A 14527-nucleotide genomic window follows, 5' to 3' on the forward strand; every position below is an offset into this window, starting at 1 on the left:
GATGGACGACGAAGCGTATCACGGCACGACATTCAAGTCGGGCAATTCGGTTGCCTTGCGGCTGCCCAAGGGCATGGGTATTCCCGAGGGAACCGAAGTCCGAATGGTCAAGGAGGCTCCCATGTCTTTTCGGATCGAACCGATCGATGCGCCGCGCCGCACGATCGATATCAGCGGCTTTGCGGGGAAGGCGCCCGGGGCCAAGCTGATCCCGCATGGCGATTTCGACGAACGGCCTAGCACGATCGCCAAACGTCTGGCGGCACGCGATACGTGACGAAGTTCCTGATCGATGCCGACATGGCGATCTATGCGATGGCCGAACGGCATTCGCCGCTCAATGACAGGCTGGCGGCCTGTTACCCCGGCGACGTGGCGATCTCCGCGATCAGCTTCGCGGAGATCGCCGTTGGGACCTATGTCGGCAAGCCGCCAAGCCCGGCCGTGCTGGACGCCTTCGTCCGCGTGGTTCCCATTCTGCCCTTCGATGAAGCAGCCGCTCGGGCGTACGCACAGCTTCCGTTCAAGCGCGCTCGCTTCGATCGCTTGCTGGCGGCACATGGGCTGAGCCTTGGCGCCGCGATCGTGACCAACAATGAGGCGGATTTCGCCGACGTGCCCGGCCTGAGGGTCGAGAATTGGACCCTGTGACCTTCGCCGCTACCGTCCTGACGCTGTATCCCGACATGTTCCCCGGGCCGCTCGCCGTGTCGCTCGCGGGCCGCGCGCTGGCGGAGGGGAAGTGGAGCCTCGACGCCCGCAACATTCGCGACTTTGCGACCGATAAGCATAGCACCGTCGATGGCACGCCGGCCGGCGGCGGCGCGGGGATGGTGTTGCGGGCGGACATACTCGCCGCCGCGATCGATAGCGTGCCGCCAGGTGCGCCGCTGCTGGCGATGACGCCGCGCGGTGCGCCGCTGACGCAGGCGCGGGTGCGGGCGCTGGCCGACGGGCCGGGCGTTACTATCCTGTGCGGGCGGTTCGAGGGGTTCGACGAACGCATCTTCGCCGCGCGCGAGATCGAGGAAGTGTCGATTGGTGACTATATCCTGTCGGGCGGCGAGATGGGGGCGTTGGTGCTGCTCGACGCTTGCATTCGGCTGCTTCCCGGCGTAATGGGCGCGGCTTCTAGCGGCGTGGACGAGAGCTTCGAAACGGGGCTTCTCGAATATCCGCAATACACCCGACCATTTGAATGGGAAGGGCGCACGATCCCCGAAGTGTTGCGATCGGGGGATCATGCGAGGATCTTGGCATGGCGCAAGTCGATGGCCGAGTCCGAAACACGGCTAAGGCGGCCGGACCTGTGGGAGCGCCATGAGGGTGCTCGGGTCCAGTCGCCCTCTGGCGCGCGACGAGACAAGAAGGACGCATGAGATGAATCTCATCCAGACGATCGAAGCCGAGAACATCGCCAAGTTTCTCGAGAACAAGAAGATCCCCGAATTCCGCCCCGGCGATACGCTGAAGGTCGGCGTGAAGGTCGTGGAAGGCGAGCGTACCCGTGTGCAGAATTACGAAGGCGTGTGCATCGCGCGTTCGAACAAGGGCATGGGCTCCAACTTCACCGTGCGGAAGATTTCGTTCGGTGAAGGCGTCGAGCGCGTTTTCCCGCTCTATTCGCCGAACATCGACAGCATCGAAGTCATGCGCAAGGGTGCGGTGCGGCGTGCGAAGCTGTATTACCTGCGTGGCCGTACCGGCAAGTCGGCGCGTATCGCCGAGCGTCGCGACACGCGCCCTGCCAAGGGCACCGTCGCCGCCGAATAAGCGGTTCGTACCAGTATTGAAAAGGGCGTCGGAACCATGGTTCCGACGCCCTTTTTTTGCATTCGGGGTGCGGCGGGTGCCGTTACCAGTGACGCACGCGCCCGGTATCAACATGGACAAACCCGTCGCGCGGATAATAGCCGACGCCGCCGCCGCCCAGCGCCAGCGCGGCACCGTGGAGCCGGTCGAGCGATACGCCGGGGACCATGATGTCAGTCGCCTTGCCCAGCATGTGCTGGCTCTTCGTAGCCACGCCCGTATGCGCCCCCCCGGCGGAGCGGAGTGCTGCGTTGGTGGCGGGTGAGCGGTAGCCGGAGATGAGGCCAATCTTCTCGCCGCCGCGCAACTCCAGCTTTTCGCGCAGCTGCACCAGCAAAGCGAGCAGCTTGCGGTCCATCACGGTCGCCTGACCGGTGCGCCAGTCGCGCAGGCCGTGGTTGAGTTCGGCCAGCCCTTCAGGAACGAAACTGCCGCTGCGCGCGAACACCGCGTCGACCGTCTCGTTATTATGGACGTTGCGGATCGCGAGGCGCCATTCGGTGCCGACCGCCATCGCTGGAAGCGGAAAGGCGAGGGCGGCGCCGCCCGCTAAGGCCCCGCCGATGAGAGCCCGGCGGGAGAGTTTGATCGCCCCGCCGTCAAGGTTGGACACAAGCGCGTCGTCTGTCGTTGTCTGCATGAAACATATGTAGAGGATTGATGGCGTGGTAAAAACCTTAAGGCGTTCGGCCTGTCTGGCAATAGCATCGCTTGGCCTTGTTGGGGCGACCGCCCCGGGAACAAAGTCGGCCCCGGCCGCCGGCCTCGATCGCTCGACGCTGCACGTTCAGGTGATTCTCGATCATCTCGGCTTCTCGCCGGGCGTGCTCGACGGGCGGCAGGGGAAGTCGCTGGTGGCGGCGCTGAAGGGGTTTCAGGAGCAGCAGGGTCTGCCGATGACGGGGGAGATGGACCAGAACACGCTACGTGCGCTCTATCCGCACCGCGCGTGGCGGCCGACGCAGACGATCGCGCTAACGCCCGAAATGCTGGCTGGTCCCTACGTCAACCCGATGCCGAAGGACCCGCAGGTGCAGGCGAAGCTCCCGGCGCTCGGCTATCGCTCCATCATGGAGAAATTGGGCGAGATGTTCCACACGACCCCTGCCGTCCTGCTCGAACTGAACAGCCCGACGACACGGCTGGCACCGGGGAGCAAAGTGGTGTTTCCCAACGCGGTTCCGGCGTCACGATCCTATGATCCGAAACTGCCGGAGGCGTGGCGCACGACGCTGGCCAACCTCAACATCAACGCGGAGCAGCCGGTCGGCGCAAAGATCGTCGTCGACAAATCGGACGAAGTGCTGCGTGTGCTCGACAAGGACGGCAAGCTCGTCGCGCAGTTCATGGCGACGATGGGGAGCGAGCACGATCCCTTGCCGATCGGCACCTGGAAAATCCTCGGCCCGGCGTACAACCCGCCGTTCCATTACAATCCCGACCTGTTCTGGGATGCCAAAGCGAGCGCTAAGGCGGCGTTGCTGCCGCCGGGGCCGAACGGCCCCGTCGGGGTGGTATGGCTCGATCTGTCGAAGCCGCACTACGGGATTCATGGCACGCCCGAGCCGAGCACGATCGGCCGCGCCGAAAGCCATGGCTGCATCCGCCTGACCAATTGGGACGCCGCCCGGCTTGCGTTGATGGTCAAATCAGGGACGCCAGCGGTGTTCCAGAAATGAGGGCGGGCGCATGATCCTGCGGCGGATCGGCATTGCGATCGCGCTGTTGCTGGTTGGCCTGGTCGGCCTGTGGATCGCGGCGCTTACCCTCCTCCCCGGGGTTCGGGATGCCGGCGAGCCCGCCGCGCCCGCCGCGATAGAGGTGCAAAGCGGCGGCGGGACGGTGCTTGCGGTGCCGGTGGCGGGGGTGCCGCGTGATGCGATCCGCGATAATTGGGGTGATCCGCGTGACAATGGATCGCGCCCGCACCATGGCACCGATGTGATCGCGCCGGCCGACACCCCGGTGCTGGCCGTGGCGGATGGCCGGATCGAGAAGCTCTGGACGAGCGTCGCTGGCGGAACCGCGCTCTATGTCCGCTCGCGCGGGCGGGACTGGACCTATTATTACGCCCACCTCGCGCGCTACGCCCCCGGCGTGCACGAGGGGCAGATCGTCAAGCCGGGCGATGTGCTCGGGTTTGTCGGCGATACCGGCAATGCCGGGGTAGGGAATTACCATCTGCACTTCGGGCTGACGCGCACGACGCCCGAACAGCATTGGTATCAAGGCACCGATATCGACCCTTATCCGTATCTCGCGGGCAAACCCCTTCCGCGATAGCTCAGCCGATGGGATAGAGCGTCACGGTTTCCGGCATGGCCGGAAGCGTGGCGTCGGGCCGGTCGAGGTGCGTTGCAATCACGTCGATCAGTGTCGCGATGGTCGCGCCGTCGGGGTGATGGTCGGCACCGCGGATCACAAGGCTGAACCCCTTCCGCTTGGCGGCAAGTGCGGCATTGTGGAGCGCATTGCCCATTTGCGCGGGGACGGTTTCGTCGGCGGTGCCGTGGATGATGAAGAGCGGTTCGTCGAGCTTGGGCACGGCGGCGAGATTATCGTAGCGGTCGGAGATGAAGGCGCGGGCGATCTTCGGGGTCATCGCGCGCAAGCTGGTGAAGGTGCCGATCGTGACGAGTGCGTCGAGCTTCTGCCGGGCCGCGAGGCCGAACGCGACGCCGCCACCCAGGCTATGACCGACGACGATCACGCGCCCGCCGTTCGCCATCCGCCGCGCCTCGGCATAGAAGGCGTCGGCATCGCGCGCGAGCCCGACTTCGTCCGCGCGACCGGGATTGCCAGAATAGCCGCGATACTCCGCCGCGACGACACCATAGCCCTGCGCGATCAGCGGGGCGAACCAGTGGAGCGTGTCCATCGCGCTCGACCCGTTGCCGTGGAACACGAGTAGGGTGGGTTTGCCCGGTTGCGCGGCGATTTCGGCTCCGGTGATCGCCCGGGCATCGGCGGTGGTGACGGTAACGCGCGTTGCGCCCGCAGGCAGGGTCGCGGAGGCGATCGGCGCGGTCGGCGCGGGATAGATGCGGTCGTGGATCGATTGGCCCAGCAGCGGTGTCGCGGCAGCGACGAGGAGCAGCGCTGCGCTGAGTGCGGCCAGACCGCGAAACCCCGTATCGAAGCGTTTCATTTTCCACCTCCCCCGAATGTCACGACTACCCTGCCGCGCCCGAAATGAACCAACGCTGTCCTAATTGCATGATACACGGGTCTCCGCTATGACAGGACGTCGTTTCCGGGGGGAAAAGCGCTTGTCCGATCTCGCCATGACCAGTGCCGCCGAGCCCGATGGTGCGCCGCGGATCGCCGTGCTCGACATTCTGCGCGGCGTCGCGATCCTCGGCATCCTGTTCATGAACATCAACGATATGGGCGCATCGCTTTACGCGTCGTTCGACGACATCCGGCACCTCGGCTGGTCGGCGACCGATCAGGCGGCGTGGTGGTTGCGCGAGGTGCTGGCGAACGGGACGGCGCGGTGCCTGCTTGAGATGCTGTTCGGGGCGGGGATGGTGATCCTGACCGATCGGGCGGCAGAGAAGGCGAGTGGCTGGGCGATCATGGGGCGGTACTATGTCCGCAACCTGATCCTGTTCGCCTTTGGGCTGGTGCATGTCTTTATCCTGTTGTGGCCGGGCGATATCCTGCACACGTACGGGATCGCGGCGCTGGTCGCGTTTCTGTTCCGGCGGTTGCGGCCGCGCTGGCTGATTTCGATCGGGCTGTTGCTCGCGGTGCTGACGCTCACGCTGGGCGGATATTTCGGTTATTATCAGACACTGCAGACGCGCGCGCAGGTCGCCGCGATCGAGACGAGCGTCGCTGCCGGCAAGCCGGTTTCGGCGGCCGACAAGAAACTGCTGGCAGATGATGCCAAGAACAAGAAGGAGCGCGCCAAGGCCAAGGCAAAAACGAAGGCCGACATCGCCGCCGAGGATGCCGCGCGCACCGGCACCTTCATGACCTGGGCGGCGATGCAGTGGCATATCATCATCGAACTCGAGATGAATTTCCTCGAAATCCTGTTCGTGTGGGAAGCCAGCAGCGTGATGCTGATCGGTGCCGCGCTCTACAAATTGGGGATCCTGCAAGGACGACGGTCGCGCAATTTCTACGTCTGGCTGACGGTGATCGCCTATGCCGTCGCGATACCGCTGCGCATCTGGGGTGGTTTCGCGATGACGGCACCGCCGGGAACGGGGCCGCATCTCGCGCCGGTGACCTATGAAGTTGCGCGGCTGGCGATGACGCTGGGGCATGTCGGGCTGATCAATCTGCTGGTGACGACCGCGTCTGGTGCGGCATTTTTGCGCCCGTTCGTGGCGGCGGGCCGGACGGCGCTCACCATCTATATCGCGCAGACGATGATCTGCCTGTGGGTGCTCTATCCGCCGTTCATGCTCGGGCTGTACGGGAAGATGACGTGGGGGCCGCTGATGGTCACCGCCTTCGTCATCAACGTGGTGTTGCTGATCGGCGCGAACCTTTGGGTCAAGCGCTGCGATATCGCACCCGTGGAATGGGCATGGCGCTCGCTGGTGGAAGGCCGCGTGCTGCCGTGGCGCAAGCGTCCGCTCGCGGCGGCCGCGCCCAGCGGCGATCCTGCCTTCGCCTGACCCCTTTACGCCGCTGAAAAGCCCCGCGATAAGCGCCGCCATCGCCTGCGTTCGTCGGGCGCGGACATAAGCGGGACTGGAGATGCATGATGCGCGGCATTTGGGCTTATGCGGGCGTGATGCTCGCGTGCGTGGCGGTGCCGGTCATGGCCGCTGACAAGATTCCCGACCAGAAGCTGACGTTGTCGCGCGTGTTCGGCAGCCCCGATCTGTCGGGCGTGCAGCCGCGCGGGTTGAAGCTTTCGCCGGACGGGACGCTGCTGACCTCGCTCAAACCGCGCGCGGACGAGAAGGAGCGGTTCGATCTGTGGGCGCTCGACACGCGCACCGGCGTGGAGCGGATGCTGGTCGATTCGAAGAAGGTCGGATCGGGCGCCGAGCTGTCCGAAGTCGAGAAGATGCAGCGCGAGCGCGCCCGCATCGCCGGATCGAAGGGCATTGTCGCCTATGATTGGGCACCCGATGGCAAAACGATCCTGGTGCCGCTCGATGGCGACCTGTACCTCGCCACGCTCGACGGCAAGACCCGGCGGCTAACCGACACACCCGACGGCGAGCTCAACCCGACGGTCAGCCCCAAGGGCGGCTTTGTCAGCTTCGTACGCGGACAGAATCTGTTCGTGCAGCCGCTAAACGGCGGGGTCGCGGCCCAGCTCACGGCCGATGGCGCGGGCACGGTGCATTGGGGCGAGGCGGAGTTCGTCGCGCAGGAAGAAATGGACCGCCGCACCGGATATTGGTGGTCGCCGGGTGACACGCACATCGCGGTCGAGCGCTTCGATGAAGCCCCCGTCGGGATCGTCACGCGCGCGGCGATCGGCGCGAATGGCACCAAGGTCTATCACCAGCGCTATCCCGCCGCCGGCACGCCCAACGTGCTGGTCGAGCTGTATGTGATGAAGGCGGATGGATCGGGCCGGGTGAAGGTCGATCTCGGCAGCAATCCCGACATCTATCTGGCGCGGGTCGACTGGACGCAGGACGGATCGGCCCTGCTGGTGCAGCGCCAGAGCCGCGACCAGAAGACGCTCGACATGCTCAAGGTCGATCCGGCGACGGGCAAATCGACCGTCCTGTTTACCGAACGATCGGGCGCGCGGAGCTGGCTCAACCTGTCCGATGCCTATCGCCCTATGAAGGATGGCAGCCTGATCTGGCGGTCGGAGCGGACCGGGTTCGGCCATCTCTACCGCTTCGCCAAGGGCAAGTGGACCGCACTGACCAGCGGCGATTGGGCGGTGCAGTCGCTCGCCGGCGTTGATGAGGGCAAGGGGCGACTCTATTTCGTCGGCAACAAGGACGGGGTGCTCGAACAGCATCTCTATTCGGTCGATATCGCGCATCCGAACGTCATCACGCGGCTGACCGAAACGGGCTGGTGGAACAATGGTTCGATGGACGGTGCGGCGTCGCGGATCATCGTCGCGCGCTCCAACCCGACGCAGCCGACGCAGCTCTATCTGGCGGATGCCACCGGAAAACGGCTGTCGTGGATCAACGAGAATGCGGTGACGCCGGGGCATCCTTATTACCCCTATCTCAGCGCACATCAGCAGACCAAGTTCGGCACGATCAAGGCCGAGGACGGCACGCCGCTTTATTGGGAAATGATCACCCCGCCGCTCGAGCCGGGCAAGAAATATCCGGTATTCTTCCAGCACTACGGCGGCCCTGGCACCGGGCAGCAGGTAACGCGCGCCTGGGGCGGGGCGCTCGCGCAATATCTCGTCCAGCACGGCTATATCTATTTCCAGATCGACAATCGCGGCTCGTTCAACCGCGGCAAGGCGTTCGAGGATCAGATCTATCGCGCGATGGGGACGGTCGAGGTGGCGGATCAACTGGCGGGCGCCAAGTTCTTGAAGGAACAGCCGTTTGTCGCGGCCGACAAGATTGCGACCTATGGCTGGTCCTATGGTGGCTACATGACGCTCAAGATGCTGCAGGCCAATCCCGGCGTTTATGCGGCGGGGGTGTCGGGCGCGCCGGTGTCGAAATGGGAACTGTACGACACGCATTATACCGAGCGCTACATGGGCTCGCCGGTGGCGGATGCTAAAGCCTATGCCGCGTCCGACGCGTTGCAGGATGCCGGTAAGATCGCCGATCCGCTGCTGCTGATCCACGGCATGGCGGACGATAACGTCTTCTTCGAGAACTCAACGGCCTTCGCCGCCGAGATGCAGAAGAAGGACCGCCCGTTCGAGATGATGTTCTACCCCGGCTACACCCACCGTGTCGGCGGGCCGGGGATCAGCGAGCATCTTTGGCACACGATCCTGACGTTCCTGGACCGCAACGTGAGGGATAAGCCCGCGAAGTAACACTATCTGGCGCTGCGATCCCGCTGCGTCTAAGAGCGCAGCGAAATCGGAGGGTTCTATGGGTTATCGGATCGTAGTCGTCGGTGCGACAGGCAATGTCGGGCGCGAGATGCTCAATATTCTGGCGGAGCGTGAATTCCCGCTGGCGGACATCGCGGTCGTCGCGTCGTCGCGCAGCCAGGGCGACGAGGTCGATTTCGGCGAGACCGGGCGCAAGCTCAAGGTCCAGAATATCGAGAATTTCGATCCCAGCGGCTGGGACATGGCGCTGTTCGCGATCGGTAGCGAGGGGACCAAGCTCCACGCCCCGCGCTTTGCCGCCGCCGGTTGCACGGTGATCGACAATTCGTCGCTCTATCGGATGGACCCGGACGTGCCGCTGATCGTGCCGGAGGTGAACCCGGAAGCGATTGCGGGCTATACCCGCCGCAACATCATCGCCAACCCCAATTGCTCGACCGCGCAGATGGTCGTGGCGCTCAAGCCGCTGCACGATTTCGCCAAGATCAAGCGCGTCGTCGTATCGACCTATCAATCCGTGTCCGGCGCGGGCAAGGCGGGGATGGACGAGCTGTTCGAGCAATCGCGCAACATCTTCGTCGGTGACAGTGCCGAGGCGAAGAAGTTCACCAAGCAGATCGCCTTTAACGTCATCCCGCATATCGACGATTTTCTCGACGACGGGTCGACCAAAGAAGAGTGGAAGATGGTCGTCGAGACCAAGAAGATCCTCGATCCCAAGATCAAGGTGACCGCGACGTGCGTGCGCGTACCGGTGTTCGTCGGCCATTCGGAATCGATCAACATCGAATTCGAGAACGAAATTTCGGCGGCCCAAGCGCAGAAGATCCTGCGCGAAGCCCCCGGCGTGATGCTGGTCGATAAGCGCGAAGACGGCGGATACGTCACCCCGGTCGAATGCGTCGGCGAATATGCCACCTTTATCAGCCGCGTGCGCGAGGATTCGACCGTCGAGAACGGGCTTTCGTTGTGGTGCGTAAGCGACAATTTGCGCAAGGGCGCTGCGCTGAACGCGGTGCAGATCGCGGAGTTGCTGGGGCGGAAATTCCTGAAGAAGGCGGCGTGATCTGATCGCCGCCTATCGCGATCGCTGGCGCATCGTCCGGCTATCGCAGCGTCGGATGATCTGCGCGCTGGCGGTCGCGGTGTTCGCGGCGAACCTGTGGCAGCCGTATCCAGAGATCGCGCCGTTGCAGCATATCCCGACGATGCTGCTGCTATTCGCCTCGCCGTGGCTGCTGCGGCGCTGGCCGCTGTCTGATTGCGCGGTCGCGTCGTTGGTGGCGTTCCTCCTGCTGCACACCTTGGCCGGCCGCTACACCTATTCCAACGTTCCCTACTACGCGTGGGGGCGAGCGCTTACTGGGCAATCGATCGATGCCGCGATGGGTTGGACGCGCAACGGTTTCGATCGGCTGGTGCATTTGAGCTTTGGTCTGCTGTGGGTCGCGCCCGTTGCCGAGATCGTTCGGCGCTATGCGGGTGCCGGGTGGCGGACCAGCCTGTGGTTCGCTGTCCTGTTCGTTGGCTGCGTCAGCGCGCTTTATGAAATCTTCGAATGGCTGCTGACGATGCTGCTCGCGCCGGGGATGGCCGATGCGTATAACGGCCAGCAAGGGGACGTGTGGGACGCGCAGAAAGACATGGCGATCGCCATGCTCGGCGCGTTCATCGCCAGCTTTTGGCGCGCGCGCGATGTGAGGGGATCCTGAGCCAATGACGCTGACCGCTGACCTCTATTTCTCGTTCCGCAGCCCGTACACCTATCTGGCGATGCCGAAATGGCGTGCGGCGATGGCGCGGTACGATCTCGATATCGTGCTGCGCCAAGTTTACCCGCTGGCGATCCGTGAGCCGACCTTCTTCGAGCGCAACCATCCCAATTGGCTGCGCTACACCTTCATGGATGTGTGGCGGTTGGCTGCGCGTGACGGGGTGCCGATGCTTCCCCCGCGCCCCGACCCGATCGTGCAGGACATCGCCACGCGGCAGATCGCGGCGGAGCAGCCGTATATCTTTCCGGTGGTGCGGATGGGGCAGGTGGCGACGCGGCGCGGAAGCGGCTTTGCCTTTGCCGATGCGGTGTCGCAGATGATCTGGGGCGGGACCGAGAATTGGCACAGCGACGCCAATCTGGGCGCGGCGTCGGAGGCTGCGGGGCTCGATTTAGCAACGCTGCAGGCCGAGGCGCGTGACGATGCCACTGCGCTCGATGCCGAAATCGCCGCCAACCAGGCCGCGCTGGAGGCCGCCGGCCATTGGGGCGTGCCGACGCTCGTGTTCAACGGGGAGCCGTTTTTCGGGCAGGATCGTATCGATCTGGCGATTGCAAAGATGCAGTCGGCAGGCTTGGAGACGCGGGCTTGAGCACCGCGATCACCCCGCAGTTTTTCGAGAGCTTCGACGGCACGCGCCTTGCCTGGCGCGAGGTGGGAGAGGGGCGGCCGGTGGTGATGATCCACGGCTATTTCTCCGACGCGACGATCAATTGGATCAAATACGGCCATGCGGCAAAGGTCGCGGCGGCGGGTTTCCGGGTGATCATGCCCGATCTGCGCGCGCACGGATCGAGCGCCAAGCCGCACGATGCTGCGGCCTATCCGCCCGATGTGCTGATGCGCGACGGGTTTGCGCTGATCGAGCATCTTCGCCTAACCGACTACGACCTCGTGGGCTATTCGCTCGGCGGGCGGACGGCGGCGCGGATGCTGGCGAACGGGGCGACGCCGCGCCGTGCGGTGCTGTCGGGCATGGGGTACCAGGGTATCACCTCGACGCAGGGCAGGGGCGGATATTTCCGCAACGTGCTGACCAACCTCGGCAGCTTCGCGCGCGGATCCAGCGAATGGATGACCGAGGCGTTTCTCAAGACCACCGGAGGCGACCCGGTGGCGTTGCTGCACATCCTCGACACCTTCGTGGACACGCCGCATAATGTGCTGGCGGGGATCACGACGCCGACTTTGGTCGTCAACGGCGCGGATGATGACGACAATGGATCGGGCGAGGAACTGGCCGCCGTGCTGCGCGACGCGCGTTTTCAGGAAGTGCCGGGCAACCATATGAGCGCGGTGCTCAAGCCCGAGCTCGGCGATGCGATCGTAGCGTTTGTAACGGGTTGACCGCACGCGGGCTGCGGCACAGGTTGCGGCAGCTTTGCACATGAGGACTCGCATGATCCGCACCGGAATTTCTTCGCTCGCCCTGATCCTGTCGCTGGCGGCCGTCCCTGCCTTTGCCGAGGAAGCGGCCCCCGCCGCAACGGCGGCGGCTGCGCCGAGCGTTGCCGAAGCGGATGCCTTCGTCGCGCGCGCAGAGAAGGAACTGGCCGAGTTCTCGACCCCGGCGCAGCAAGCGGCGTGGATCAATGCGACCTACATCACCGACGATACCGACGCGATCGCCGCGAAATTCGGCGCGGAGGGGACCGAGATGGGGGTCCGTTTCGCGCTCGAGGCGGCGAAATATGCGTCGCTGCAGGGTCTGTCGTTCGACACCAAGCGCAAGATCGATATCCTGCGCAGCGGCCTCACGCTCCCCGCACCGACCACGCCGGGTGCCGCGACCGAGCTCTCGACGATCGTGACGCGCATGTCCTCGGGTTACGGCAAGGGCCGCGGCACGCTCGATGGCAAGCCGATCAACGGCAGCGACATCGAGGCGGCGATGGGCACCACGCGTGACCCCGCCAAGACCAAGGAGATGTGGGTCAGCTGGCACGATAACGTCGGCGCGCCGATGCGCGGCGATTATGCGCGGCAGGTCGAGATCGCGAACAAGGGCGCGCAGGAGCTCGGCTATGCCGATGTCGGGGCGCTGTGGCGCTCGGGCTATGACATGAAGCCTGACGAGTTCGCCGCGCTGACCGACAAGCTCTGGAAGCAGGTCGAGCCGCTCTACGTCGCGCTCCACACCTATGTCCGCTGGAATTTGAACGCCAAATATGGCGATGCGGTGCAGCCCAAGACCGGCCCGATCCGCGCCGATCTGCTCGGCAATATGTGGGCGCAGGAATGGGGCAATATCTATGACGTGGTCGCGCCCAAGGGGGCGGGCGATGTCGGATACGACACGGGCGATCTGCTGACTGCGAAGGGCTATGATCCGGTCAAGATGTTCCGCACCGGTGAGGGCTTCTACTCCTCGCTCGGCTTCAAGCCGTTGCCCGACACGTTCTGGGCACGCTCGCAAATCACCAAGCCGCTCGACCGCGAAGTGATTTGCCATGCCTCGGCGTGGGACGTCGACAGCAAGGACGATCTTCGCATCAAGATGTGCACCAAGGTGAATGGCGACGATTTTGTCACGATCCACCACGAGATGGGCCATAATTACTATCAGCGCGCCTATAACAAGCAGCCGTTCCTGTATGAGAATGGCGCCAACGATGGCTTCCACGAAGCGATCGGCGATTTCGTCGCGCTGTCGATCACGCCCGATTATCTGGTGAAGATCGGCCTGCTCGATCAGGCGAAGGTGCCGACGCCCGACAAGGATATCGGGTTGTTGCTGAAGCAGGCGATGGACAAGGTCGCGTTCCTGCCGTTCGGGCTGCTGATCGACAAATGGCGCTGGGGCGTGTTCTCGGGCGCGATCCCGGCGACGGGGTATGAGAAGGGCTGGAACGACCTGCGCCTGAAATATCAGGGCGTGGTGCCGCCGGTGCCGCGCGATGAGACCAAGTTCGATCCCGGTGCGAAGTATCACGTGCCGGCCGCCGTGCCGTACACGCGCTATTTCCTCGCGCGCTTGCTGCAGTTCCAATTCTATCAGGCGGCGTGCAAGCAATCGGGCTGGAAGGGGCCGCTGCATCGCTGCTCCTTTTACGGCAATAAGGAGGTCGGCGCGAAGCTGAACGCGATGCTCGCGATGGGCCAGTCCAAGCCGTGGCCCGACGCGCTGCAAACCTTCACCGGCAGCCGCGAGATTTCCGGGCAGGCGATGGTCGAGTATTTCGCGCCGCTGAAGGCGTGGCTGGACAAGCAGAACAAGGGGAAGCCGAGCGGATGGTAAAGTATTCGCTCGCATTGCTCCTGTGCGCCACCGCGAGTGGCGCCAGCGCGCAACAGCCTAATGGCGTCCAGACAGCGCCATTGTTGTCCAGCGAGACGCTGTTGCAGGTCTCCGCGCATGGCACAATCAAGGCTGTTCCCGATCAGGCGACGTTATCGACCAATGTGGTGAGCGACGGCAGTTCGACCGACCAGGCTCGCTTGCGCAATGCCGAGGTTGCGCAACGCCTGATCGCGGCCGCTCGATCCGCAGGCGTGCCTGAGGCTGCAATGCGTACAGAGGCGCTTCGGGTCGGGCCGCGTTTCAAGCCCGACAAGGACGGTGACGATACTGACGTGATCATCGGCTACCGCGCCCAGACCCGGCTGAGCATCAAGCTGCGCGACATGGCGATGGTCGCGCGCGTTTACGATGCTCTGGCCGGTGCCGGAGCGAGCGGGATTGACGGCCCGCAGTTCGATTTTGCTGACGACGCGCCGCTCAAGTCGCGCGCGCGGGCAGCGGCGGTTGCGGTCGCGCAGGCGCAAGCGGCGGACTATGCCACGCCGTTCGGCCTGCATGTTTCCCGCATTTTGCGGATCAGCGAGCGGACGAGCTTCGCGGAGAACGGTCAGGATATCGTGGTGACCGCGTCGCGGACTAATGCCGCAACGCCGCCTGTCCTGCCGGGGGAGCAGAACGTGACGGCAGATGTGTGGATCGACTTCGTGTTGACGCGATAAC

General features: G+C 64.4%; 16 protein-coding genes. 14 read left to right on the forward strand and 2 right to left on the reverse strand.

All coding sequences use genetic code 11. The annotated features are described in order from the left end of the window. Position 1 precedes the first annotated feature (1 nt). From HMP06_RS03415 to rplS, 4 genes are read left to right on the forward strand one after another with little or no spacing between them, the layout of a single operon-like run. A complete protein-coding gene (locus HMP06_RS03415) occupies positions 2-277 on the forward strand; it encodes an AbrB/MazE/SpoVT family DNA-binding domain-containing protein (RefSeq protein WP_176495835.1) in 276 nt (91 codons plus the stop codon). Next, a complete protein-coding gene (locus HMP06_RS03420) occupies positions 274-651 on the forward strand; it encodes a type II toxin-antitoxin system VapC family toxin (RefSeq protein WP_176495836.1) in 378 nt (125 codons plus the stop codon). Before HMP06_RS03415 ends, HMP06_RS03420 begins: the two co-directional genes overlap by 4 nt. After that, a complete protein-coding gene (gene trmD / locus HMP06_RS03425; protein ID WP_176495837.1) occupies positions 648-1379 on the forward strand; it encodes a tRNA (guanosine(37)-N1)-methyltransferase TrmD in 732 nt (243 codons plus the stop codon). The genes HMP06_RS03420 and trmD overlap by 4 nt, the downstream gene beginning before the upstream one ends. Position 1380: 1 nt before the next feature. Then, a complete protein-coding gene (gene rplS, locus HMP06_RS03430) occupies positions 1381-1773 on the forward strand; it encodes a 50S ribosomal protein L19 (protein ID WP_176495838.1) in 393 nt (130 codons plus the stop codon). 82 nt (positions 1774-1855) lie between these two features. Here the strand turns inward: rplS and HMP06_RS03435 are convergent, their stop codons facing one another. After that, complete coding sequence (locus HMP06_RS03435; protein ID WP_176495839.1) at positions 1856-2452, reverse strand: DUF882 domain-containing protein; 597 nt, start codon at positions 2450-2452, stop codon at positions 1856-1858. Between the two features lie 25 nt (positions 2453-2477). Here HMP06_RS03435 and HMP06_RS03440 point away from each other — a divergent pair, with 25 nt between their 5' ends. After that, the gene (locus HMP06_RS03440; protein ID WP_232089849.1) at positions 2478-3491 is read left to right on the forward strand and encodes a L,D-transpeptidase family protein; all 1014 of its coding nucleotides are present in this window, start codon (positions 2478-2480) and stop codon (positions 3489-3491) included. Positions 3492-3501: 10 nt separating this feature from the next. Then, a complete protein-coding gene (locus tag HMP06_RS03445) occupies positions 3502-4095 on the forward strand; it encodes a M23 family metallopeptidase (protein ID WP_232089850.1) in 594 nt (197 codons plus the stop codon). 1 nt (position 4096) lies between these two features. Here the strand turns inward: HMP06_RS03445 and HMP06_RS03450 are convergent, their stop codons facing one another. Continuing rightward, complete coding sequence (locus tag HMP06_RS03450) at positions 4097-4960, reverse strand: alpha/beta hydrolase (RefSeq protein ID WP_176495840.1); 864 nt, start codon at positions 4958-4960, stop codon at positions 4097-4099. 121 nt (positions 4961-5081) lie between these two features. On the opposite strand from HMP06_RS03450, the gene HMP06_RS03455 reads away from it, so the two are divergent. From HMP06_RS03455 to HMP06_RS03490, 8 genes are all read left to right on the forward strand, one after another. Further along, positions 5082-6446, forward strand: coding sequence for a DUF418 domain-containing protein (locus HMP06_RS03455; RefSeq protein ID WP_176495841.1), 1365 nt, complete (start codon positions 5082-5084; stop codon positions 6444-6446). 89 nt (positions 6447-6535) lie between these two features. After that, positions 6536-8770 carry a S9 family peptidase gene (locus tag HMP06_RS03460; protein ID WP_176498346.1) on the forward strand — a complete coding sequence of 745 codons (2235 nt, stop codon included), beginning with the start codon at positions 6536-6538 and terminating at the stop codon, positions 8768-8770. A gap of 58 nt (positions 8771-8828) precedes the next feature. Beyond that, the gene (locus tag HMP06_RS03465) at positions 8829-9857 is read left to right on the forward strand and encodes an aspartate-semialdehyde dehydrogenase (RefSeq protein ID WP_176495842.1); all 1029 of its coding nucleotides are present in this window, start codon (positions 8829-8831) and stop codon (positions 9855-9857) included. 55 nt (positions 9858-9912) lie between these two features. Next, entirely contained in the window at positions 9913-10503 is a 591-nt protein-coding gene (locus HMP06_RS03470) for a DUF2238 domain-containing protein (protein WP_176495843.1), read from the forward strand. A gap of 4 nt (positions 10504-10507) precedes the next feature. After that, a complete protein-coding gene (locus HMP06_RS03475; protein WP_176495844.1) occupies positions 10508-11158 on the forward strand; it encodes a 2-hydroxychromene-2-carboxylate isomerase in 651 nt (216 codons plus the stop codon). Continuing rightward, complete coding sequence (locus HMP06_RS03480; protein ID WP_176495845.1) at positions 11155-11913, forward strand: alpha/beta fold hydrolase; 759 nt, start codon at positions 11155-11157, stop codon at positions 11911-11913. The genes HMP06_RS03475 and HMP06_RS03480 overlap by 4 nt, the downstream gene beginning before the upstream one ends. Positions 11914-11965: 52 nt before the next feature. Continuing rightward, the gene (locus HMP06_RS03485) at positions 11966-13804 is read left to right on the forward strand and encodes a M2 family metallopeptidase (RefSeq protein WP_176495846.1); all 1839 of its coding nucleotides are present in this window, start codon (positions 11966-11968) and stop codon (positions 13802-13804) included. After that, positions 13798-14526, forward strand: coding sequence for an SIMPL domain-containing protein (locus HMP06_RS03490; RefSeq protein ID WP_176495847.1), 729 nt, complete (start codon positions 13798-13800; stop codon positions 14524-14526). The genes HMP06_RS03485 and HMP06_RS03490 overlap by 7 nt, the downstream gene beginning before the upstream one ends. Position 14527 lies beyond the last annotated feature (1 nt).

It is taken from the genome of Sphingomonas sp. HMP6 (genome assembly GCF_013374095.1).
Classification (GTDB): domain Bacteria; phylum Pseudomonadota; class Alphaproteobacteria; order Sphingomonadales; family Sphingomonadaceae; genus Sphingomonas.